Source organism: Ruegeria sp. N7 (genome assembly GCF_056531345.1).
The window spans coordinates 767,212-785,749 of sequence record NZ_JBQFLR010000001.1; the positions used below are offsets into that span (position 1 = coordinate 767,212).

Below are 18,538 nucleotides of genomic sequence, written 5' to 3' on the forward strand. Positions count from 1 at the left end.
TTTTGTCCCGCCTGGTCAGCCTTGCTGCGCCACCAATGGTTCAGGTTCCCCACCCAAAGCAATGATCATTTGCGCGGCGCGCTGTTGCAGGTCGATACCCACCTCGGCATCCTGCCGCAGCGCCTGCAACCGGTCCAGCGCAGCATCGACATTGCCGTCGGCCACGTCAATCAGGGCCAACTGTTCTTCCGCCAGCAACCGCAGAGGAGCTCCGGGGGATGCCAACGCCTCGAACTGTTGCCGTCGATCGGCGGCAGGCAAAGTATCGCCTTGCAACAGCAGCGATTTGAAGCTTGCAATCGCGCGGTAAATCTCCGGCAGGTCGCCCTGAACGGCAACCGCGTTCAGGCTGTTGACCGCGTCCTCTCGGGATCCGGATTCGACCTGTGACGCGGACAGCAACATATCCAGCACGGCTTTCCCGCCCGGTGACATCGCCTCTGCCTGCGCAAGACCAGCAGCCCTTGCAGCCGGGTCATTTTCGGACAACGCAGCAAGAATGGTGTCACCCAATTGCTGAGCTTGCGCCGTGTCCCGCGCCTTGCGGTATTCATTGAAAGCGGCACCGCCTACGATCAACACGACGGCGACGACACCCACCCAGCCCCAGCGGCGCAGCAACACATAGATCCGGTCGCGGCGCACCTCTTCGGTGACCTCATCAATGAAACTGTCAATATCGCTCATCCAAGCCCCCGGGCTGTCTATCTTGTATAAGTGCGCCATGTCATACCCCGGCACCAACGCCAAGCCAAGGGTCCGATTTTGCACATTTTGACCGCTTTGCTTCCCTCTTGCGAAAAAATGCAAACCGAACTATTCAGTTCAGTATGGAAAAGATGCCGAACAGACCCCATTTCATGGCGTGACAGCCCAAGTATTAATGGCGCAGATTCTTAGGAGAAACACTGTATGCGTTTGATTTCATTCATCAACGCCCTTCTCGTGATTGTTGCACTGTATTTTCTGGTGTTTGAACGTGACACCTTGTTCGCCTTTGCCGGACGCGGTGATGCCGTGGAAGCAACACAAGACGAAGCAGCGGAAACCGATAACTCCGATATCTCTGCAGTGGGTGTTGTCGCCCTGCGCTCGCAAGCGCGTGAAATTGACAGCGCCGTGCTGCTGCGCGGTCAGACCAAGGCAAACCGGCAGGTCGAAGTACTTTCGGAAACCACGTCCACCGTTATCTCTGAACCTAAACGTAAAGGTGCGTTTGTTGAGGCGGGCGATATATTATGCGAGCTTGATCCCGGCACGCGCCCGGCACAACTGGCCGAAGCCATGGCGGGCAAACTGGAAGCCCAGAGCCGCATACCCGAAGCCGAAGCACGCCTGACAGAGGCACATGCGCTTGTTGCCGAGGCCGAGATCAATCTGACAGCCTCGCGCAAACTGGCTGAAACCGGCTATGCGTCGGAAACCCGTCGCATCTCCAGCGAAGCGGTGATGAGCTCAGCGGAAGCCGGTGTGAAAACAGCCGAAGCCGGACTGGAAGCCACGCGTGCAGGCATCGAAGCAGCCGCGGCAGCAGTCGAGGCCGCACAGCGAGAGGTTGGCCGCCTGACCATCAAAGCCCCCTTCAAGGGCTTGCTGGAAAGCGACACTGCAGAACTGGGAAGCCTGATGCAGCCTGGATCACTTTGCGCGACTGTCATTCAACTGGACCCGATCAAGCTGGTCGGCTTCGTACCCGAGACCGAAGTCAATCGGGTGCTTGTTGGGTCCGAAGCATCGGCAACACTTGTGACCGGTCGGCAACTGGGCGGTCGGGTCACGTTCCTGAGCCGGTCCGCGGACGAGACAACACGTACATTCGAGGTGGAAATCACCGTTCCGAACCCCGACTTGACCATTCGCGACGGTCAGACGGCGACAATCAGCATCGCCGCCGAGGGCGCGAAAGCCCACCTGCTGCCGCAATCGGCGCTGACTCTTAGCAACGAAGGGCAATTGGGTGTGCGCACAGTTGGCGCAGGCAACGTTGTTGACTTCATGCCAGTCCGCATCCTGCGCGACACCGCCGAAGGTGTCTGGATCGACGGTCTTCCGGAAACGGTTGATATCATCGTGGTCGGGCAGGAATTCGTGATCCGCGGTGTTACCGTTGCACCAACTTATCGGGAAGCCTCGCAATGACGGGTATCGTCGCATGGGCCGCAGGCAGGGCCCGAATGGTTATGGCGTTCATCGCCATTTCACTGGTCGTAGGCGGCTTAGCCTATGTCTCGCTTCCGAAAGAGGGTGAACCGGATATCGAAATCCCTGCCCTTTTCGTTTCGGTGCAGTTTCCCGGAATTTCAGCAGAAGACTCGGAAAACCTTTTGGTCAAGCCGATGGAGACCGAGCTGGCGGATCTCGACGGGCTCAAGGAAATGACGTCGACTGCGGCCGAAGGCTATGCCGGGGTCGCGCTGGAGTTTGAATTCGGCTGGGACAAGACCTCGATCATGGCGGACGTGCGCGATGCCATGAACACGGCCCAGGCTGATTTCCCTGAAGGTGCGGAACAATACTCGCTGACGGAAATCAACTTTTCCGAATTCCCGATCGTCATCGTCAACCTGACCGGAGCTGTTCCGGAACGCACAATGGCCCGTGTCGCCAAGGATTTGCAGGACGAGCTTGAGGCGCTGGATTCCGTTCTCGAAGCGGGTATCGCGGGCAATCGTGACGAGTTGCTTGAGGTCATCATCGACCCCCTGCGGCTTGAGGCGTACAACGTGACCGCGGCCGAGTTGATCAATGTCGTGCGAAACAACAACCAGTTGATCGCAGCAGGCGAAGTCGAAACCGCACAGGGTACATTCTCGGTCAAGATCCCATCGTCATTCAAAACGGCGCAGGATGTCTATGCCTTGCCGGTCAAGGTCAATGGCGACCGGGTTGTAACGCTGGGTGAGCTTGCACAGATCAACTACACTTTTGAAGATCGCGAAGGTACCGCCCGTTTCAACGGCGAAGCGACCGTCGCGCTGCAGGTTGTCAAACGCAAGGGATATAACCTGATCGACACCGTAACGCAGGTGAAGGAAACCATTGCTGAGGCCAAGACAAAATGGCCGCCCGAGCTTCAGGCGGCGGTCGAGCTTGGGACGTCAAACGACCAGAGCCGCATTGTCGGTTCAATGGTCAGCCAGCTTGAAGGCTCGGTTCTGACTGCAATCGCCCTGGTGATGATCGTGGTTCTGGCATCTTTGGGTACGAGGGCCGCGCTTTTGGTCGGTTTTGCGATCCCGACCTCGTTCCTTCTGTGTTTCGCGTTTCTTGCGGTCATGGGCATCAGTATCTCGAACATCGTTATGTTCGGCCTCATCCTGGCCGTGGGGATGCTGGTCGACGGTGCCATCGTGGTGGTGGAATACGCAGACAAACGCATCAAGGAAGGTGTCGGCCCGATGCATGCCTATGTCGAGGCGGCCCAACGTATGTTCTGGCCCATCGTATCCTCGACCGCGACGACGCTATGTGCCTTTCTGCCCATGCTGTTCTGGCCCGGTATACCGGGCGAATTCATGGGGATGCTGCCGGTCACGCTGATCTTTGTTCTGTCGGCTTCGCTGATTGTGGCGCTGATCTACCTGCCGGTCATGGGAGGCGTTTCGGGGCGTCTGAGCCGTGTTTTCGACCGGTCTTCGAACTGGCTCCGGGCGCGTACCCGGTGGTGGGTTCGGGCAGTGATGGTACCCCCGTCGCTCTACATGATTTTCCTGGGTGCGATGCAAGTTCTGAACCCTGACTATCTGCTGCCCGGAGGAGTGGTCGCTGGTGCCCTGCTGTTCCTGTTCGGGGCCTTTGCCGGGTCTGTAACGCTGAGCGCAGCCAAGTTCGAGCGGGCGGAAGAAAACCACGTTCACACGGCGGACGAACACACACCTTTCGGACATGTGATCGGGTTCCTTGTCGGCAACCCGATCATGCCGATCGTGTCGCTGGCGGCAGTTTTCTCTGCCGTGTATTTCGTGACCTTCGTCTGGTTCCCGCAGGAATCCCGAGGTGTCGAATTCTTCGTTGAAAGCGAACCGGAACAGGCAACTGCTTACGTCCGTGCCCGTGGCAACCTGTCACTGGCCGAAAAAGACGAGATGGTGCTGCAGGCTGAACAGATCATTGGATCTCATCCGGCAGTAATCAACGTCTTTTCCTTTGCAGGCGAAGGCGGTCTGAACCAGAATACCGGCGGCGCGCAGGCACCGGCCGATACGGTGGGGCGCGTCCAGTTCGAAATTATCCCATGGGAAGATCGCCCGAACGTTTCAGAATCCGCTTTGTGGGGATTGTTTGAACGCCACTTTGTAGCTCCTGAATTTGATGGCGATTACGTAATCGACGATCTTAACGACAAACTTGCGACAATACCCGGTATCGTTGTTGAAATTCTGGCATTGGAACAGGGCCCGGCCTCGGCCAAGCCCGTTCACCTGCGCATCAAGGGGGATGGTTGGGACGAGCTTACATCGGCCACCGTCACCGCGCGCCAGGTCTTTGACGAAACGCCGGGGCTGATCAAAACCGAAGACACCCTGCCCTTGCCGGGCATCGACTGGCAGATCGACGTCGACGTGGCCAAGGCCGGCCGGTTCGGTGCTGATGTGGCCACCGTCGGTGCCATGGTGCAGTTGGTAACACGCGGCATCCTGCTGGGTGAGATGCGCCCCGACAGCACGGATGAAGAGATCGAGATCCGTGTCCGATTGCCGGAACAGGATCGCGTGCTGTCGACATTGGACACGCTCAAGGTCCGCACTCCGGACGGGTTGGTTCCGCTGTCGAACTTCGTGACCCGGGAACCCGTGGCGAAACTGGCCCAGATCAACCGTGTCGACCAGCAACGTTATTATGACGTCAAGGCGGATGTCGAACCGGGGCTGAGCAAGGTTGTGACCAAAGGGCCGGACGGGAAAGAAGAACGTCTGGCCGTAATGCGTGAAGTGACCGACGGTTATACTCCTACCGGCACCGTGCTAGACGGCGACGGTGGAAAGTCCTACGAACTAGTTCAACTGACCGGTGCAGAGAGTATTGATCAACTGCGTAGCGTGATTGACGCAGGAGACGCGCAGTTCGCCCTGATCAACCCGAATGAGCGGATCGCAGTTCTGACCGAATGGTTGGAAACCAGCCCCTTTGCCAACTCGATCAGCTGGCAATGGACCGGTGATCAGGAAGAGCAGGAAGAATCCGGCGCATTTCTGGTGAACGCCTTCATGGGCGCATTGGGGCTGATGTTCGTGATCCTGCTGGCCCAGTTCAACTCGTTCTACAATTCGGTGCTGGTGCTGTTGGCGGTTGTTCTTTCGACCACCGGGGTTCTGATCGGCATGATCGTAATGGAGCAACCCTTCTCGATCATCATGACGGGCACCGGTATCGTTGCGCTGGCAGGAATTGTGGTGAACAACAACATTGTTCTGATCGATACCTATCAGGAATACAGTGCCTATATGCCGAGGATCGATGCAATCGTCCGCACTGCGGAATCCCGCATCCGCCCGGTTCTGCTGACTACGTTGACCACGATGGCAGGTCTTACCCCGATGATGTTTGGGCTTTCGCTGGACTTTATCAACGGCGGCTATTCCATCGACAGTCCCACCGCCCTGTGGTGGAAACAGCTGGCCACAGCGGTTGTCTTTGGTCTTGGCATCGCCACTGTTCTTACACTGATCGTGACGCCGTCGCTTCTGGCACTGCGTGTCTGGGTGACAACTTACGCTGTCTGGCTCAGCCGCGGGCTTGCCCGTGTGACTGCGGGGCGGTCCAGTCAGATCGCGCAGGACATGGCTATTGGCCGCTCGGCCCGCAAGCTCCAGGCGACCGAGATTGTGTGGGATGAGCCGTCACAATCCGAGACCCGGCCGCGAGACGAGCCTATAGATCACATTCCTGGATCGCCGCTAAAAGCCGCAGAATAAGAATGAAAGGACCGGGATTTCCGGTCCTTTTCGTTTTCTGTCGTCACAGTCGGGACCAGGTCTGGTGCGCGCAAATCGAATGTTCACAGCCTTTGACCATGAGCTTGTCACCCTGCAACGTCATCTGTGGAACAGCGTCAACGTCGATCAGGGGAACCCAGAACTCACCCCCGCCGTATTTTCCACCGCCTTCGCTGGACACGTCCCAGAACAGCTTTTTCCCGATATTCGGCGTTTGAACTTCTTTGCCCGATGAATCAAAAGCCGAAAGTATCGTGCCGCAGAACTTGTCCGCGCAGGCGGATATCTGGATATGCGAGATCAGGTTCTTTCGATCAGGCTCGGTCTTCCAAACGCCCTCGATCGGGTCAGCTGCGACCATAGCCGGAAGAAGAACCGCAACAGCGACAGGTACTATTCGTCTTGCTAATCCATTGATCATGGCGTTCCCCTTCATGCACGGCGCATCCTAGCACATTCCGCAGGGCAAGATGAGCCCCTCAGGCGGCCTCACTGTCCGACTGCTGGCGGTTCCACAGTTGAGCATATCGCCCAGACCGTGCCAACAGCTCGTCATGTGTGCCCTGTTCGATGATCTCACCGGCCTCAAGAACAACAATCCGATCAGCCTCGGCAATGGTGCTGAGGCGATGGGCAATCGTGATCACGGTGCGCCCTTCCCCTGCGCGCGCCAGCGCATCCTTGATGTCCTGTTCCGTGTCGGTATCCAGGGCCGAGGTCGCCTCGTCCAGCAACAGGATCGGAGGGTTCTTCAGCAATGTCCGCGCTATGCCAACCCGTTGTTTTTCGCCGCCGGACAGTTTCAGACCGCGCTCACCCACCATGGTGTCGTACCCGTCGGGCAGCGAAGTGATAAAGTCATGAATCTGGGCGGCGCGGGCTGCGGCCTCGACATCCTCAGGGGTGGCATCGTCGCGCCCATACGCAATGTTGTAGCGAATGGTGTCGTTAAACAGCACCGTATCCTGTGGCACAACGCCGATCGCTGCATGCAGGCTGGTCTGGGTCACGTCCCGAACGTCCTGCCCGTCGATCTTCAGCGCGCCTTTGGTCACGTCGTAAAACCGGAACAACAGCCGCCCGATGGTCGACTTGCCAGACCCAGTCGCCCCGACGATTGCGACCGTCTGTCCGGCCGGAACCATCAAGGAAACACCCTTGAGGATTTCCCTTTCGGGGTCATACCCAAAATGCACATTCTCAAGTGTGACCTCACCACCTTTGACAACAAGCTCGGGTGCATCAGGCTGATCGGTGACTTCGGCAGGTTGTTCGAGCAGATCAAACATCTGCCCCATATCAACCAGCGATTGCCGGATCTCACGATAGACCGTCCCCAGAAAGTTCAGCGGAACGGTGATCTGGATCATATACGCGTTGACCATGACAAAGTCGCCCACGGTCAGGTTTCCATTCTGAACGCCAATTGCTGCCAGAACCATAACTCCGATCAGACCGCAGGTAATCAGGAAGGATTGGCCGAAGTTCAAAAACGCCAGCGAATAGGCGGTTTTCAGCGCCGCCCCGGCATAGGCTTTCATCGACACGTCGTAACGTGCAGCTTCGCGCGCTTCCGCGTTGAAATACTTGACGGTTTCGAAGTTCAGCAAACTGTCAATGGCGCGCTGATTGGCTTCGGTGTCCTGGTCGTTCATCTCACGCCGCAGCTTTACCCGCCATTCGGTCACGGCAAAGGTGAACCAAATGTAAAGGCCGATGGTGACGGCGACGACGACCAGATACCAGACGTCGAACAACCACATCAGGATGATCGCTACCAGCAACAGCTCAAGGATCAGCGGCCCGATTGAGAACAGCAGGAAACGCAGCAGGAATTCAACGCCTTTGACGCCCCTCTCGATGATACGGCTCAGCCCGCCGGTGCGGCGCGAGACGTGATAGCGCATGGAAAGGTTATGGATATGTCTGAACGTCTCCAGCGCCAGCGCCCGCAAGGCCCGCTGTCCAACAGGGGCAAAGGCGGCGTCCCGCAATTGCTGGAACCCAACCGTCATCATGCGCGCCACGCCGTAGGCAACCGTCACACCCACTGCGCCCAGCGCTAGCGGCGGCACGCCTTCACCTGCCAATGAGTCAACGGCGCCTTTGTAAAGGATTGGGGTATAAACCGCGATCAGTTTGGCCAAAACCAGCATCGCCATGGCAATAACCACGCGGCGCTTTACCCAAACCTCGTCCTGCGGCCAGAGGTAGGGCGCGACCTTGCGGATTGTGCGCCAGCCTGAACTGCGCCCGCCGCTCTGCACCCCGTCACTCGAGGCCATCGGAGATGTTCGTCTCATCACGTACCTTGTCTGCGGTCAGAGAAAGGCTCTGGCCCGCAAAGGGCCAGCGCGTTGATTATTCCGGTATCGTAAAGATTTGCCCCGGATAGATCAGATCCGGGTCGCGGATCAAGTCGCGGTTGGCTTCGAACAGGCGCACATACAGGATGCCATCACCAAAGCGGTCACGCGAGATCGCCCACAGCGTGTCGCCCCGCTGCACAGTGACCGACCGGATTGCCGGGGCATTGTCCTGCGCGGCCGTTCCGTCACCGCCACCTGATGCTGCTTCCAAAACTTCCACAGGCTCGCGTTTGAACGGGGTTTCGACCCGGCTGAGGACCTTCCCGTCCGTGTTCACCGCGTCAACACGCAACGTGTAAACACCGGGGTCGATACCGTCCAGATCACTCCGCCAGGATCCATCCTGTTCCGGAGTGAGGTCGGCAACCAGACGATTGTCCAGATACACCCTGATGGCCGCGCCGTCCTGTACTCGCCCGGTCAACTGGACATCACCGGTCTCAGAATACCCGATGGTATCCAGCGCGACCTGTTCCGGCGGGGTATCCCGAACCACGGGTGGCTGCACGAGTTCAACGCCTTCTTCGCCCGACCGCAGTACCGCGATCTGCTGACCCGTTTCAGATGTCTCTGCCGACTGGTCGGCAATCTGCGCTTCGCTGGGTTCTGGCGCGGTCGCCACAGGGTCTGATGTTTCGGTCTCAGCTTGGGTTTCGGTCTCTGGATCGACAACCGCCGAGGCTATCTGTTCTTCAGCTTCGGTTGTTTCGCCCTGATCGGCAGCATCAGGTTTCTGCGCAACCGGCTCTTCTTCGACCGGCTTCGGCAGAGCGGCGATCAGATAGTCGTCAGACCGGGTTGTTTGCCCGCCGTTTTTGCTGTGCAGGATTAGCCCCTGCGCGGCATCGCTGAAGGGGATCGAGACGAACTCGGCGAACTGCCCGCTGCTGTCCACCGTGAACGTGTGCACGGTTTCACCGTTCAACAGAACTTCAATCTGGCTGCCCGGTTCGGCGTCACCTGACAGAAGCGCCGTTCCATCTGCTTCAACAAAAATCTGATCTAAAACCGGGGGGGCCGTGCGTGCCGGTGCATTCTCTTCCGATTGAGCCGCCGCAGGTTCAGTATCTGGAACAACATCTGTTGCCGCAGCCGTATCTTCGACAGGTTCAGCGGTTGGTGCCTCATCCGGTGTTACGGTGGCCTGCTCAGCTGGTTCTGTTGTGGCGGTTTCTGCGGGCGCTTCGGCGGCTTGTTCCTGCGGCTGCGTGGCTGCAACGGACGCGGGTTCCTGCGGTGCATCCGCCTCAGGCTCTGGCGCTTTGGTGAAAGCGCCGGACAGATACAAACCCCCAACGCCCAGCACGGCAACCAGACCCGCAATCACACCCCAGACAAAATTGCCCGAGCTTCCGTTTCCCGATTTGGCGTCCATTGTTTTCCTTTCACCCCGCCGTACAAAAGCTTTGTCTTCAAAAGCCTTCCAGCGGACAGTTGAGCCAATCTATCAATCCCGCTATCAGGGGTCAAAACCTCTGACACAACCCCGGAGCGTCTCTTTCATGTCTCAGAAATCCGTCTGTGTGTATTGCGGGTCACGCAATGGGGCCGAGAAGGCTTATTCTGAAACCGCACGACAGTTTGGCAGCCTGCTTGCGCAGGAAGGCTGGCGGTTGGTTTACGGTGCCGGAGATGTCGGGCTGATGGGCGAAGTCGCCCGGGCCGCGCAACAAGCCGGTGGCGAGACCTTTGGTGTCATTCCGGTGCATCTGGTCAAACGAGAGGTCGGCAAGACCGACCTGACCCATTTCGTGATCACCGAAACCATGCACGAGCGGAAAAAGGTCATGATCATGAATGCTGACGCCGTCGTTGTTCTGCCCGGCGGGCCGGGATCACTGGACGAGCTTTTTGAAGCGCTTACCTGGCGGCAGCTGGGCCTGCACGACAAACCCATCGTCATCGTCAATGTGAACGGCTATTGGGATGCGTTGAAAACCCTGTTGCATCAGGTGATCGGGCAAGGCTTTGCAGATCGATCACTGGGTGACTTTGTCATTTGGGCTGAAGATGCAGAAACAGCAATGACGGCCCTGCGCGATAAGCTGCGGTAAACCCGGCAGGTCGCGAAAGTGTCTGACCGAACGCAGCTTTGCATCGTTGCCGCACATATGCGGGCAAGACATTGGGCTGGTCGATTTGGTGAAGCCTCAGGTCTTTAGGCAGACAGTTCGATAACCGTGATCTCGGGGGTTACACCAAATCGAACCGGAAGGATGGAACATCCAATGCCGCCGGACACAACCAGATCACGCCCGCCTTCGCGCACATGCCCATAGGCATATCTGTTGCCGTATTTGGAGGGCACGATCGGCGACCAGCCAAACAGACGAATCTGACCGCCATGCGTATGACCGGATAGCGTCAAAGCCACCCTGTCGGGTACTTGAGGGAAGATGTCGGGCTCATGCGCCATCATCACAACCGGGGCATCATCGGTGATTTGCGCCAGTGTCCCCGACAGATCATCCAGCCCCTGCGGTTTACCGTTGCGCCAGATCGCAAGCTGGTCTTCAAGACCCGCCAACCAGAAACCAAGAGCTTCTAGCTTGATGGCGGTATTCGACAAATCCGTAATTCCGCTCTGCTCCAGCGCATCGACATATTGGTTGGGGCCAGCACCACGGCGCTGCGCCTGCCGGTCATCCCACCAGTCGTGATTGCCAAGTACAGCAAAGACACCGTTCTTGGCCTCAAGGTTGGCAAGAACCGGTGCCAGATCTTTCATTTCGACAGGACGCAAAACGCCTTTGTGGCTTGCGAAGAAATCACCCAGCAGCAGGATCATATCCGGCGCAAGCGCATTCGTACGCCGTACCACCTGTTTTATTCGGTCCAGCCCGACCAAAGGTTCGCCCAGATGCAAATCTGCCAGTACGGCAATCCTGAGCGGCGGCGCAGTCCAATCCTCTCGCCGGACGCGCCATTTTCGCACGCGCAGCCGCAGGGCGGGTTCGATGAAAAACCCGTAGACTGATGTGATTAGGCCTGCCAGCGTCACCGCCAGCAGGCCCTTGATAAACCGGCGTCGGTTCAATGACTTACATCCGCGACGCGACGTTCTCCCAGTTCACCAGATTGTCGAGGAAGTTCGACAGATAAGCCGGACGTTTGTTGCGGAAGTCGATGTAGTATGAGTGTTCCCAAACGTCACAACCCAGCAGCGCAGTCTGACCAAAGCACAGCGGATTCACGCCGTTTTCGGTCTTTGTCACGGCCAGCGAACCATCCGCGTTCTTGACCAGCCACGCCCAGCCCGAGCCGAACTGACCGGCACCAGCGGCGCTGAACTGCGATTTGAATTCGTCGACCGAACCAAAGCTTTCGGTCAGAGCTTTCTCAAGCTCACCGGGCATGGCGTTGTCGCCGGGGCCCATCATTTCCCAGAACTGGTTGTGGTTCCACAGCTGGCTGATGTTGTTGAAGATACCGTTCTGCGCGACGGCATTTGCGTCGTAGGTGCCAACGATGATCTCTTCCAGCGACTTGCCGTCCCATTCGGTGCCGGCGATCAGTTTATTGCCATTGTCGACATAGGCTTTGTGGTGCAGATCGTGGTGATATTCCAGTGTTTCCGCGGACATACCCTTGGCTGCCAGCGCGTCATGTGCATAAGGAAGATCAGGAAGTTCAAAAGCCATGTCGGCCCCCTGTATAAATTTGAGTTGCGGTTCCCAAGGTTAAATGCTTTGGCAGCCGCCGCAGGTCAAGGGCCGAGACAAGAAAACCCGGAGGCAGGCGATGCTGACACAGGCGCGCAAGATGTTCTACCGCGCCCGCGGTTACTATGCGGGCAACCTGAACGGTGAGCCGTTTCGTCTGGACCCTTATCACTCAAAGTTCTGGCGCAAAGCCTCCACAGGCCAGTGGGAGCCTGAAACCTTTGCTGTTCTCGACCGGTATCTTTCGCCTGAAAGCGATTACCTGGATATCGGCGCATGGATCGGACCGACCGTTTTATACGGCGCGCGCAAGGCTCGCCATGTCTGGTGTTTTGAGCCAGATCCTTCGGCCTATCGATTTCTGGCGTGGAATCTGGACCTGAACCAGATCAGGAATGTCTCAGCCTTCGGGGTCGCTTTGTCTGACAAGTTCGGCGTGGCCCGCATGGCGTCGGTCTGGGGTGAGCCCGGGGATTCGACCACATCCCTGCTGTACAATGAAGCCCATGGGAATGACGCGCTGACGATTACATGGGAGCAGTTCCAGTCGACCTGTGATCTGTCGAAGGTTTCACTGGTCAAAATGGACATTGAAGGGGCGGAGTTTTTTGTACTTCCCACGCTAATACCCTGGCTCAAACAGCATCGTCCCCCATTGCTGCTGTCAACACATGCGCCACTACTGAATGAGGAAGACCGAGCCGACAGAATGAAGCATCTGGCCGACCTATTGTCGTTTTACGATACATGCCAGCGGGAAGGTGCTGCGTCAGATCACTCGATGACGGATGAGGGTGCCTTGACCCGCTTCCAGACCTATCTTTTCACGTCCTAGTACGATCAGAAACAGCTGTCTGCGGATTGGGAAGAACGCGCGAAACGCTCCCCCCTTCCGCGATCCGAATATCAGTATAGCGTGTGGGTATTGACCGCTTTGCAGCGTCCGACACCGCTTGGCCGGTTAGTTACATTCGCCTGCGGAAAACGCGCAATCATCTCGAACTCATTCGTTTGCGGGTTCATCATTGCGGTGTAGGACACACGCACTTGACCGCCCGAGTTCGCCATGAGGCTGACCCGCCAATTCATCTGGTATTCACCGCGTCGGTTGACCTTGAACTTGGTGTCCTTGGGTTGCTGTTCGTTCCTACCCGCCGATCTGTTGTCTTCGCCGATCACCCAATCATAAGCCCGAGCACGCTTGTTTTCAGCATCAACACTCAGCCAAACCTCGGGCGGGATCCACCCCCGAGCTTCCATACTATGAAGCTCACACATATAGTTCGCAACTTCGGCTTGCGCGGCAGCGGCCAATACAGAAAAACCAATAGCAAGAAATTTTCTTTTCATTTTCAGCACCTTTTTGTCAACTGGATGGTGTGGGTATCTGTTTGCATTTTCCTCGGGCAAAACCATCTCGCGGCAGGTACGCACTGTGTGAGGTTGATCGTGTGGTCGCCTTCAAAGTTCGGCGGTCCAGAAACACTGTGAACTCGTGATTGAGTAGATCGATCGCGTCAATACGCGACTCGTTCGACGCGTAGCTTCTGCCAGTCGCAGAATAGACATAGTCTCGACCGACCCAGGCAACCGACAAGTTTCGAATACTGTCGCGCTTGACCCTGGCTGGTCCTGGCTGTGTATCGATATCTGGCATCTCGATCTCATGGATATAGGCGGAACGACCATATTCATCGACCGAAAACACAAGGAATTCGGGAGTCGGTTTGTTGACAAGGCCATGGCCAAACTTGCACTCATACGTCTCTGTAAAGGTTTGAGAAGCTGAAACAACAGGTGTGGACAACAGTCCAAGCGTCAATGCAAATGCTATCTTTTTCAAAGTATTACTCCGCTCTTTCCTTACCTTTGGAATGGTATCTCAACGCAGATCCCGTTTGCGTTTCCGTCATGTGAAGATTGTACATCCGAATTCGAGCTGGCTATTGCCTTCATTGTTTCGCGATTCAGGAAAATCGAAAACTCTTGGCGCCCTAAATCAAGAACCATCCTGCGAGGGTCACCGCTTCTGGTTCGTCTGCCAGTTCGTGAAAACGTATAGGCGTCGCCCGGCCAACTGATCGAAAGTACCCGAAAGCTGTTTCTGTTGATAGAAGCCGATCTTTTCGGCGTGTCTATACCCCGCATTTCAACTTCGTGGAGCAACGCCTGGCGCCCGTACACGTCAACTGAAAAAACAACGCGGGTCGGAGTTGGCCGATTTGCCAGGCCTTTGGCAAAAACACACTCAAATGTCTCTGAATAAGTCTCGGCTATGGCCACATTAGGTATAGTTGAAATAGCAATTAAGCCGCTTGCGATTAGTCTAAAGAAATTCATAATAAAGTTCTTATTTTTCAGCCTTTTGGTGATCGTTAGCCCAATCACACCGCTCCCGCAACAGGAGAAATCGCGCAACGAAATTCTCGACAGACCCTGTTGTGTGTCCCACACTCAAATCGCTTTGCAGCAGCACAAAATTCGATGGCCGCCTGTCCAGGACGAGGCGGCCATCGAATAAAACGTCAGATGTGTAGACAGGTCAGTAAACGCCAACCTCACTGCCCGGTTGCGCCGCAACCTTCAGCAGTTTGAAAACGTAATCCGCAGCCGAACGGAAGCAGACCACGCGGAAAGTTTCGGCATCGTCCATCCAGAACGCACCTGCCACTTGCGCCAGGCGCGAACGGCGGATTTGGCCGAGTTGGAAGGCCTCGGCCGACAGATCAACCGGAGCGACTTTGCCCAACACTTCTCGTGCGCTGGCGCCTGATATTGTGAAGACCGCGCGGGCATCCGAGACGTTGACGGCCAGTGCGTGAGTTTTTCCCAAAGCTTTGATAATTGCGGCCAGTTTGGCCTCGACCTCGGCATAAGGGACCAGCACCAGCAGCTCGTCCGGTGACATCCAGCATACGCCGGTATCTCCGCTGACCAGCGCCTCGCGCTGACCGGGTACGTTCTGCCCAGTCGCGTCCTTGACGGCCTTGGCGAGGCTTTTGTCGGACAAGTCACCGCGCAGGGTGATCATGCCTTGCAGGCCACATTCCCTGACATTAGCGATGCCATCATAGCTGGCGTGGTTCAATGCGCTGATAGGTTCAGACATTCTGCTTCTCCCCGTCCTTATCGAAGAAGATCGGGTCCACGATCTTGGCTTTGTAGGTTTTGCCGTCGGTGCCCGGGAACTCGACCACGTCGCCCATCCGGTCCGGGCCGTGCTTGATCAGGCCCATAGCGATCCCTTTACCGAGGTTGGCCGAGTAATAGGTCGAGGTGACCCGCCCGATCATATTGCGCTGACCATTGGCATTCACACCCTCGCCCACTGCATATGCGCCATCAGGCAGAACAGAACCATCCACAGTCTCAAGCCCAACCAGTTTCCAGCGCTCGGGGTCCGCCATATGGCTGCGCAAATGGGCGCGTTTACCGAGGTAGTCCTCTTTCTTTTTCGACAGCGCCCAGTGCAGCCCAAGATCCTGCGGGATCACGGTGCCGTCGGTCTCGTCGCCGATCATGATAAAGCCCTTCTCGGCCCGAAGAATGTGCAGACATTCTGTGCCATAAGGCATCACACCGAATTCCTTGCCTGCTTCCATCAGGGCATCCCAGAACGCCTGACCCTGCGAGGCGGGAACGGCGATCTCGTAGGACAACTCGCCCGAGAACGAGATGCGATAGGCGCGGCAGTCGAACGCGCCGATCTTGCCATCGCGCCATTCCATGAAGGGCAGCGCCTCGCGGCTGACATCCATGCCGCCCAGCTTTTCAAGAACCTTACGGGCATTGGGGCCGACTACAGCGACCTGAGCATATTGCTCGGTCACGTTGGCGACATAGACTTTCCAGTCCCACCATTCGGTTTGTAGCCATTCTTCCATGTGACCATGGATACGCTCGGCACCGCCGGTGGTGGTGTGGCACAGCCATGTGTCCTCATCGATGCGTGCGACCACGCCGTCGTCGATCAGAAAGCCGTTTTCCGAGCACATCAGGCCATAGCGGCATTTTCCGACCTTCAGCGTGGACATCATGTTGGTGTACAACATGTCCAGAAACTTGCCAGCGTCGGGGCCTTTGACGATCAGCTTGCCCAGCGTCGAGGCGTCCAGCAGGCCAAGGTTTTCGCGGGTGTTCTTCACCTCACGGTTCACGGCGTCATGCACGGATTCACCAGGACGGACATAGGCGTAGGTCCGGCGCCAGTGGCCGACCGGCTCCCAGTCCGCGCCGTTCTTGTCGTGCCAGTTGTGCATTGGGGTCTGACGGATCGGCTGGAACACTTCACCCCGCGCTTCACCGCCGATCGCGCCCATCGAGATGGGTGTATAAGGCGGGCGGAAGGTCGTGGTGCCGACCTTCGGGATTTCGGACTCCAACGCATCAGCGAGGATCGCCAAGCCATTGATGTTGCTCAACTTACCCTGATCCGTCGCCATACCAAGTGTGGTGTAACGCTTGGTGTGCTCAACGCTCTCATAGCCCTCGCGCGCAGCCAGTTGGACGTCCGAGACTTTGACGTCATTCTGGAAGTCGAGCCAGGATTTCATGCGCAGCTGGATTTCTGCGTTTGCTGGCATCAGCCAGACAGCCTCCATAGGAGCTTCTGCAGTGGTTTCGCCAACCGGAGCCTTGATGTTTTTGGGCTTAAATCCGGCCGCCTTGGCTGCTGCTTTTCCTACAGTGTGGGCGTCAGTCAGAACATCGCCCAGCGCCAACGCGCCATTCGATGCCCCGGCGGCCAGAACAAAACCTTCGCCATTTGCGCCCAGCGGCGGGCGCGAGGGATCGGGGCGGAAAAAGGCATTCGCGTCATCCCAGGTCAGCTTGCCACCGCAATGAGACCACATATGAACGACCGGCGACCAGCCGCCCGACATGGCCACTGCATCTGCTTCAACCTCTTCACGAGCGCCTCCAACACCTTCCTGGTTGCAGATGGCGACTTTTTTGACGCGCTTGCCGCCCTTGACCTTGGCAATGGCCTTGCCCGGATCAACGCGGATACCCAACTGGCGGGCTTCCTCTGCCAAAGGTCCAGCCGTTGCCCGTGCGTCAACAATACGCAAAACATCCACACCCGCTTGCTTCAGCGTAATCGCGGTGCGATAGGCGTCGTCATTGTTGGTGGCGACGATGACACGTTCGCCCGAGGTGACACCCCAGTTCACGGCATAATCGCGCATGGCCGAAGCCAGCATCACACCCGGAACATCGTTACCTGCAAAGGACAACGGGCGTTCAATTGCGCCAGTTGCGGTTACAATTTGCTTGGCGCGGATACGCCAGAGGCGGTGGCGCGGGCCTTGCACGCCCGGCGTGTGGTCTGTCAGGCGTTCATAACCCAGAACGTAACCATGGTCATAAACACCCGCGCCCATGCAGCGGGAGCGCATGGTGACGTTGTCCATTGTTTCGAGTTCGGAAACCAATTGCTCCACGAACTTATCCACAGGCTCATCATTGACTGTGCCGCCGTCAACCGGAGCGCGACCGCCCCAATGTGCGCTCTGCTCAATCAGCAGAACCTTGGCACCCGAAGCTGCCGCCGCCTTTGCCGATTGTAGGCCAGCCACACCGCCACCGATGACCAGAACATCGGTGAAGGCATAGAAGTGCTCATAGGTATCGGCATCGCGGCTGTCCTTGTCGGGCGCTTTGCCCAGACCGGCAGACTGACGGATGAACGGCTCGTAGACGTGCTTCCAGAACGGTTTGGGGTGGATGAACGTCTTGTAGTAGAAGCCAGCCGGCAGGAACCGGGCGAATGCCGTATTCACCGCGCCGATGTCGTGTTCAAGGCTTGGCCAATGGTTTTGCGAAATCGCAGTCAGGCCGTTGAACAGCTCGGTCGTGGTGGCGCGCTGGTTCGGTTCAAACCGGTTGCCCTGCCCCAGCCCGACCAGAGCGTTTGGTTCTTCCGCACCGCTGGCGACAACGCCGCGGGGGCGGTGGTATTTGAACGACCGGCCCATCATCATCTGATCGTTGGCCAGCAGCGCCGAGGCAAGCGTGTCGCCCTCATAGCCCTGCATCGACGTGCCGTTGAAGGTAAACGTGACCTTTTTCGACCGGTCAATCAGCCGGCCTTGTTTTGCGAGACGGGTGCTCATTGTGCGGACCTTTCGCGGGTGGAGGCGTCGGAGCCTCCGGCGGGAGTATTTGTGAAAAGATGAAGCATCAGGAGAACTCTCTCCAGGTCCATCCAGGGCGCTTTGCGGCGATGGCCTCTTTGATGTCCTGCGGTGGCTCGGAGGTCTGAGCCGTGTAAGTGCCGAACACTTCTAGCGTGCTTGTGCAGCGCGCCGCGTGAAACCACTTGCCACAGCCATTGGCATGGCGCCAACGTTCAAAGTGCACGCCTTTGGGGTTTTCGCGCATGAACAGGTAGTCGTGGAACTCGTCATCCGACGAGCCGGGACCAAAACGCTTCAGATGCGCCTCGCCACCGGCGGCCAGTTCTGTTTCTTCGGCATCAACGCCGCAGTAAGGGCAATTCAGGATCAGCATGTTGTCATCCTTTTGGCGGTTGGTTGGCGCAGCGGCCAACCAGAATTCTGTTTCTTGG

The 18,538-nt window shown here is 57.5% G+C and carries 14 protein-coding genes; 4 read left to right on the forward strand and 10 right to left on the reverse strand.

The genetic code is table 11. The features are described 5' to 3' along the window. Positions 1 to 15 precede the first annotated feature (15 nt). A complete protein-coding gene (locus ACR0ES_RS03820; RefSeq protein ID WP_480869529.1) occupies positions 16 to 687 on the reverse strand; it encodes a hypothetical protein in 672 nt (223 codons plus the stop codon). 225 nt (positions 688 to 912) lie between these two features. Here ACR0ES_RS03820 and ACR0ES_RS03825 point away from each other — a divergent pair, with 225 nt between their 5' ends. Both ACR0ES_RS03825 and ACR0ES_RS03830 read left to right on the forward strand, forming a co-directional pair. Further along, a complete protein-coding gene (locus ACR0ES_RS03825; RefSeq protein WP_480480316.1) occupies positions 913 to 2,139 on the forward strand; it encodes an efflux RND transporter periplasmic adaptor subunit in 1,227 nt (408 codons plus the stop codon). Then, complete coding sequence (locus tag ACR0ES_RS03830; RefSeq protein ID WP_480558206.1) at positions 2,136 to 5,915, forward strand: efflux RND transporter permease subunit; 3,780 nt, start codon at positions 2,136 to 2,138, stop codon at positions 5,913 to 5,915. Before ACR0ES_RS03825 ends, ACR0ES_RS03830 begins: the two co-directional genes overlap by 4 nt. A 43-nt stretch (positions 5,916 to 5,958) precedes the next feature. On the opposite strand, the gene ACR0ES_RS03835 is transcribed toward ACR0ES_RS03830, so the two are convergent. From ACR0ES_RS03835 to ACR0ES_RS03845, 3 genes are read right to left on the reverse strand one after another with little or no spacing between them, the layout of a single operon-like run. Continuing rightward, the gene (locus ACR0ES_RS03835) at positions 5,959 to 6,357 is read right to left on the reverse strand and encodes a DUF2147 domain-containing protein (protein WP_480538149.1); all 399 of its coding nucleotides are present in this window, start codon (positions 6,355 to 6,357) and stop codon (positions 5,959 to 5,961) included. A gap of 58 nt (positions 6,358 to 6,415) precedes the next feature. Further along, positions 6,416 to 8,239: an ABCB family ABC transporter ATP-binding protein/permease gene (locus tag ACR0ES_RS03840; RefSeq protein WP_480869531.1), complete on the reverse strand. Its 1,824-nt coding sequence runs from the start codon at positions 8,237 to 8,239 to the stop codon at positions 6,416 to 6,418. Positions 8,240 to 8,297: 58 nt separating this feature from the next. Next, positions 8,298 to 9,680, reverse strand: coding sequence for a LysM peptidoglycan-binding domain-containing protein (locus ACR0ES_RS03845; RefSeq protein ID WP_480504659.1), 1,383 nt, complete (start codon positions 9,678 to 9,680; stop codon positions 8,298 to 8,300). A gap of 127 nt (positions 9,681 to 9,807) precedes the next feature. On the opposite strand from ACR0ES_RS03845, the gene ACR0ES_RS03850 reads away from it, so the two are divergent. After that, positions 9,808 to 10,359, forward strand: coding sequence for an LOG family protein (locus ACR0ES_RS03850; RefSeq protein ID WP_267366848.1), 552 nt, complete (start codon positions 9,808 to 9,810; stop codon positions 10,357 to 10,359). A gap of 104 nt (positions 10,360 to 10,463) precedes the next feature. Here ACR0ES_RS03850 and ACR0ES_RS03855 read toward each other — a convergent pair whose 3' ends face one another. Beyond that, positions 10,464 to 11,342 (reverse strand): metallophosphoesterase, encoded by an 879-nt coding sequence (locus ACR0ES_RS03855; RefSeq protein ID WP_480869534.1) that lies wholly within the window; start codon positions 11,340 to 11,342, stop codon positions 10,464 to 10,466. A 4-nt stretch (positions 11,343 to 11,346) separates the two neighbouring features. Next, a complete protein-coding gene (locus ACR0ES_RS03860; RefSeq protein ID WP_170704218.1) occupies positions 11,347 to 11,946 on the reverse strand; it encodes a superoxide dismutase in 600 nt (199 codons plus the stop codon). 100 nt (positions 11,947 to 12,046) lie between these two features. On the opposite strand from ACR0ES_RS03860, the gene ACR0ES_RS03865 reads away from it, so the two are divergent. Further along, the gene (locus ACR0ES_RS03865; RefSeq protein ID WP_480869537.1) at positions 12,047 to 12,802 is read left to right on the forward strand and encodes an FkbM family methyltransferase; all 756 of its coding nucleotides are present in this window, start codon (positions 12,047 to 12,049) and stop codon (positions 12,800 to 12,802) included. A gap of 71 nt (positions 12,803 to 12,873) precedes the next feature. On the opposite strand, the gene ACR0ES_RS03870 is transcribed toward ACR0ES_RS03865, so the two are convergent. The 4 genes from ACR0ES_RS03870 to ACR0ES_RS03885 form a co-directional block, all read right to left on the reverse strand. Continuing rightward, positions 12,874 to 13,377: a hypothetical protein gene (locus tag ACR0ES_RS03870; RefSeq protein WP_480480301.1), complete on the reverse strand. Its 504-nt coding sequence runs from the start codon at positions 13,375 to 13,377 to the stop codon at positions 12,874 to 12,876. 1,132 nt (positions 13,378 to 14,509) lie between these two features. Continuing rightward, a complete protein-coding gene (locus tag ACR0ES_RS03875) occupies positions 14,510 to 15,076 on the reverse strand; it encodes a sarcosine oxidase subunit gamma (RefSeq protein WP_480480299.1) in 567 nt (188 codons plus the stop codon). Further along, positions 15,069 to 18,083 carry a sarcosine oxidase subunit alpha family protein gene (locus ACR0ES_RS03880; protein ID WP_480485225.1) on the reverse strand — a complete coding sequence of 1,005 codons (3,015 nt, stop codon included), beginning with the start codon at positions 18,081 to 18,083 and terminating at the stop codon, positions 15,069 to 15,071. Before ACR0ES_RS03880 ends, ACR0ES_RS03875 begins: the two co-directional genes overlap by 8 nt. Before the next feature lie 67 nt (positions 18,084 to 18,150). Next, complete coding sequence (locus tag ACR0ES_RS03885) at positions 18,151 to 18,480, reverse strand: sarcosine oxidase subunit delta (protein WP_480473438.1); 330 nt, start codon at positions 18,478 to 18,480, stop codon at positions 18,151 to 18,153. Positions 18,481 to 18,538 lie beyond the last annotated feature (58 nt).

Bases quoted from the DNA above. Each gene is read 5' to 3' on its own strand.
- ACR0ES_RS03845 (WP_480504659.1), bottom strand. From the start codon at position 9,680: ATGGACGCCAAATCGGGAAACGGAAGCTCGGGCAATTTTGTCTGGGGT.
- ACR0ES_RS03820 (WP_480869529.1), bottom strand. From the start codon at position 687: ATGAGCGATATTGACAGTTTCATTGATGAGGTCACCGAAGAGGTGCGC.
- ACR0ES_RS03880 (WP_480485225.1), bottom strand. From the start codon at position 18,083: ATGAGCACCCGTCTCGCAAAACAAGGCCGGCTGATTGACCGGTCGAAA.
- ACR0ES_RS03830 (WP_480558206.1), top strand. From the start codon at position 2,136: ATGACGGGTATCGTCGCATGGGCCGCAGGCAGGGCCCGAATGGTTATG.
- ACR0ES_RS03840 (WP_480869531.1), bottom strand. From the start codon at position 8,239: ATGAGACGAACATCTCCGATGGCCTCGAGTGACGGGGTGCAGAGCGGC.
- ACR0ES_RS03885 (WP_480473438.1), bottom strand. From the start codon at position 18,480: ATGCTGATCCTGAATTGCCCTTACTGCGGCGTTGATGCCGAAGAAACA.
- ACR0ES_RS03850 (WP_267366848.1), top strand. From the start codon at position 9,808: ATGTCTCAGAAATCCGTCTGTGTGTATTGCGGGTCACGCAATGGGGCC.
- ACR0ES_RS03825 (WP_480480316.1), top strand. From the start codon at position 913: ATGCGTTTGATTTCATTCATCAACGCCCTTCTCGTGATTGTTGCACTG.
- ACR0ES_RS03860 (WP_170704218.1), bottom strand. From the start codon at position 11,946: ATGGCTTTTGAACTTCCTGATCTTCCTTATGCACATGACGCGCTGGCA.
- ACR0ES_RS03865 (WP_480869537.1), top strand. From the start codon at position 12,047: ATGCTGACACAGGCGCGCAAGATGTTCTACCGCGCCCGCGGTTACTAT.
- ACR0ES_RS03875 (WP_480480299.1), bottom strand. From the start codon at position 15,076: ATGTCTGAACCTATCAGCGCATTGAACCACGCCAGCTATGATGGCATC.
- ACR0ES_RS03835 (WP_480538149.1), bottom strand. From the start codon at position 6,357: ATGATCAATGGATTAGCAAGACGAATAGTACCTGTCGCTGTTGCGGTT.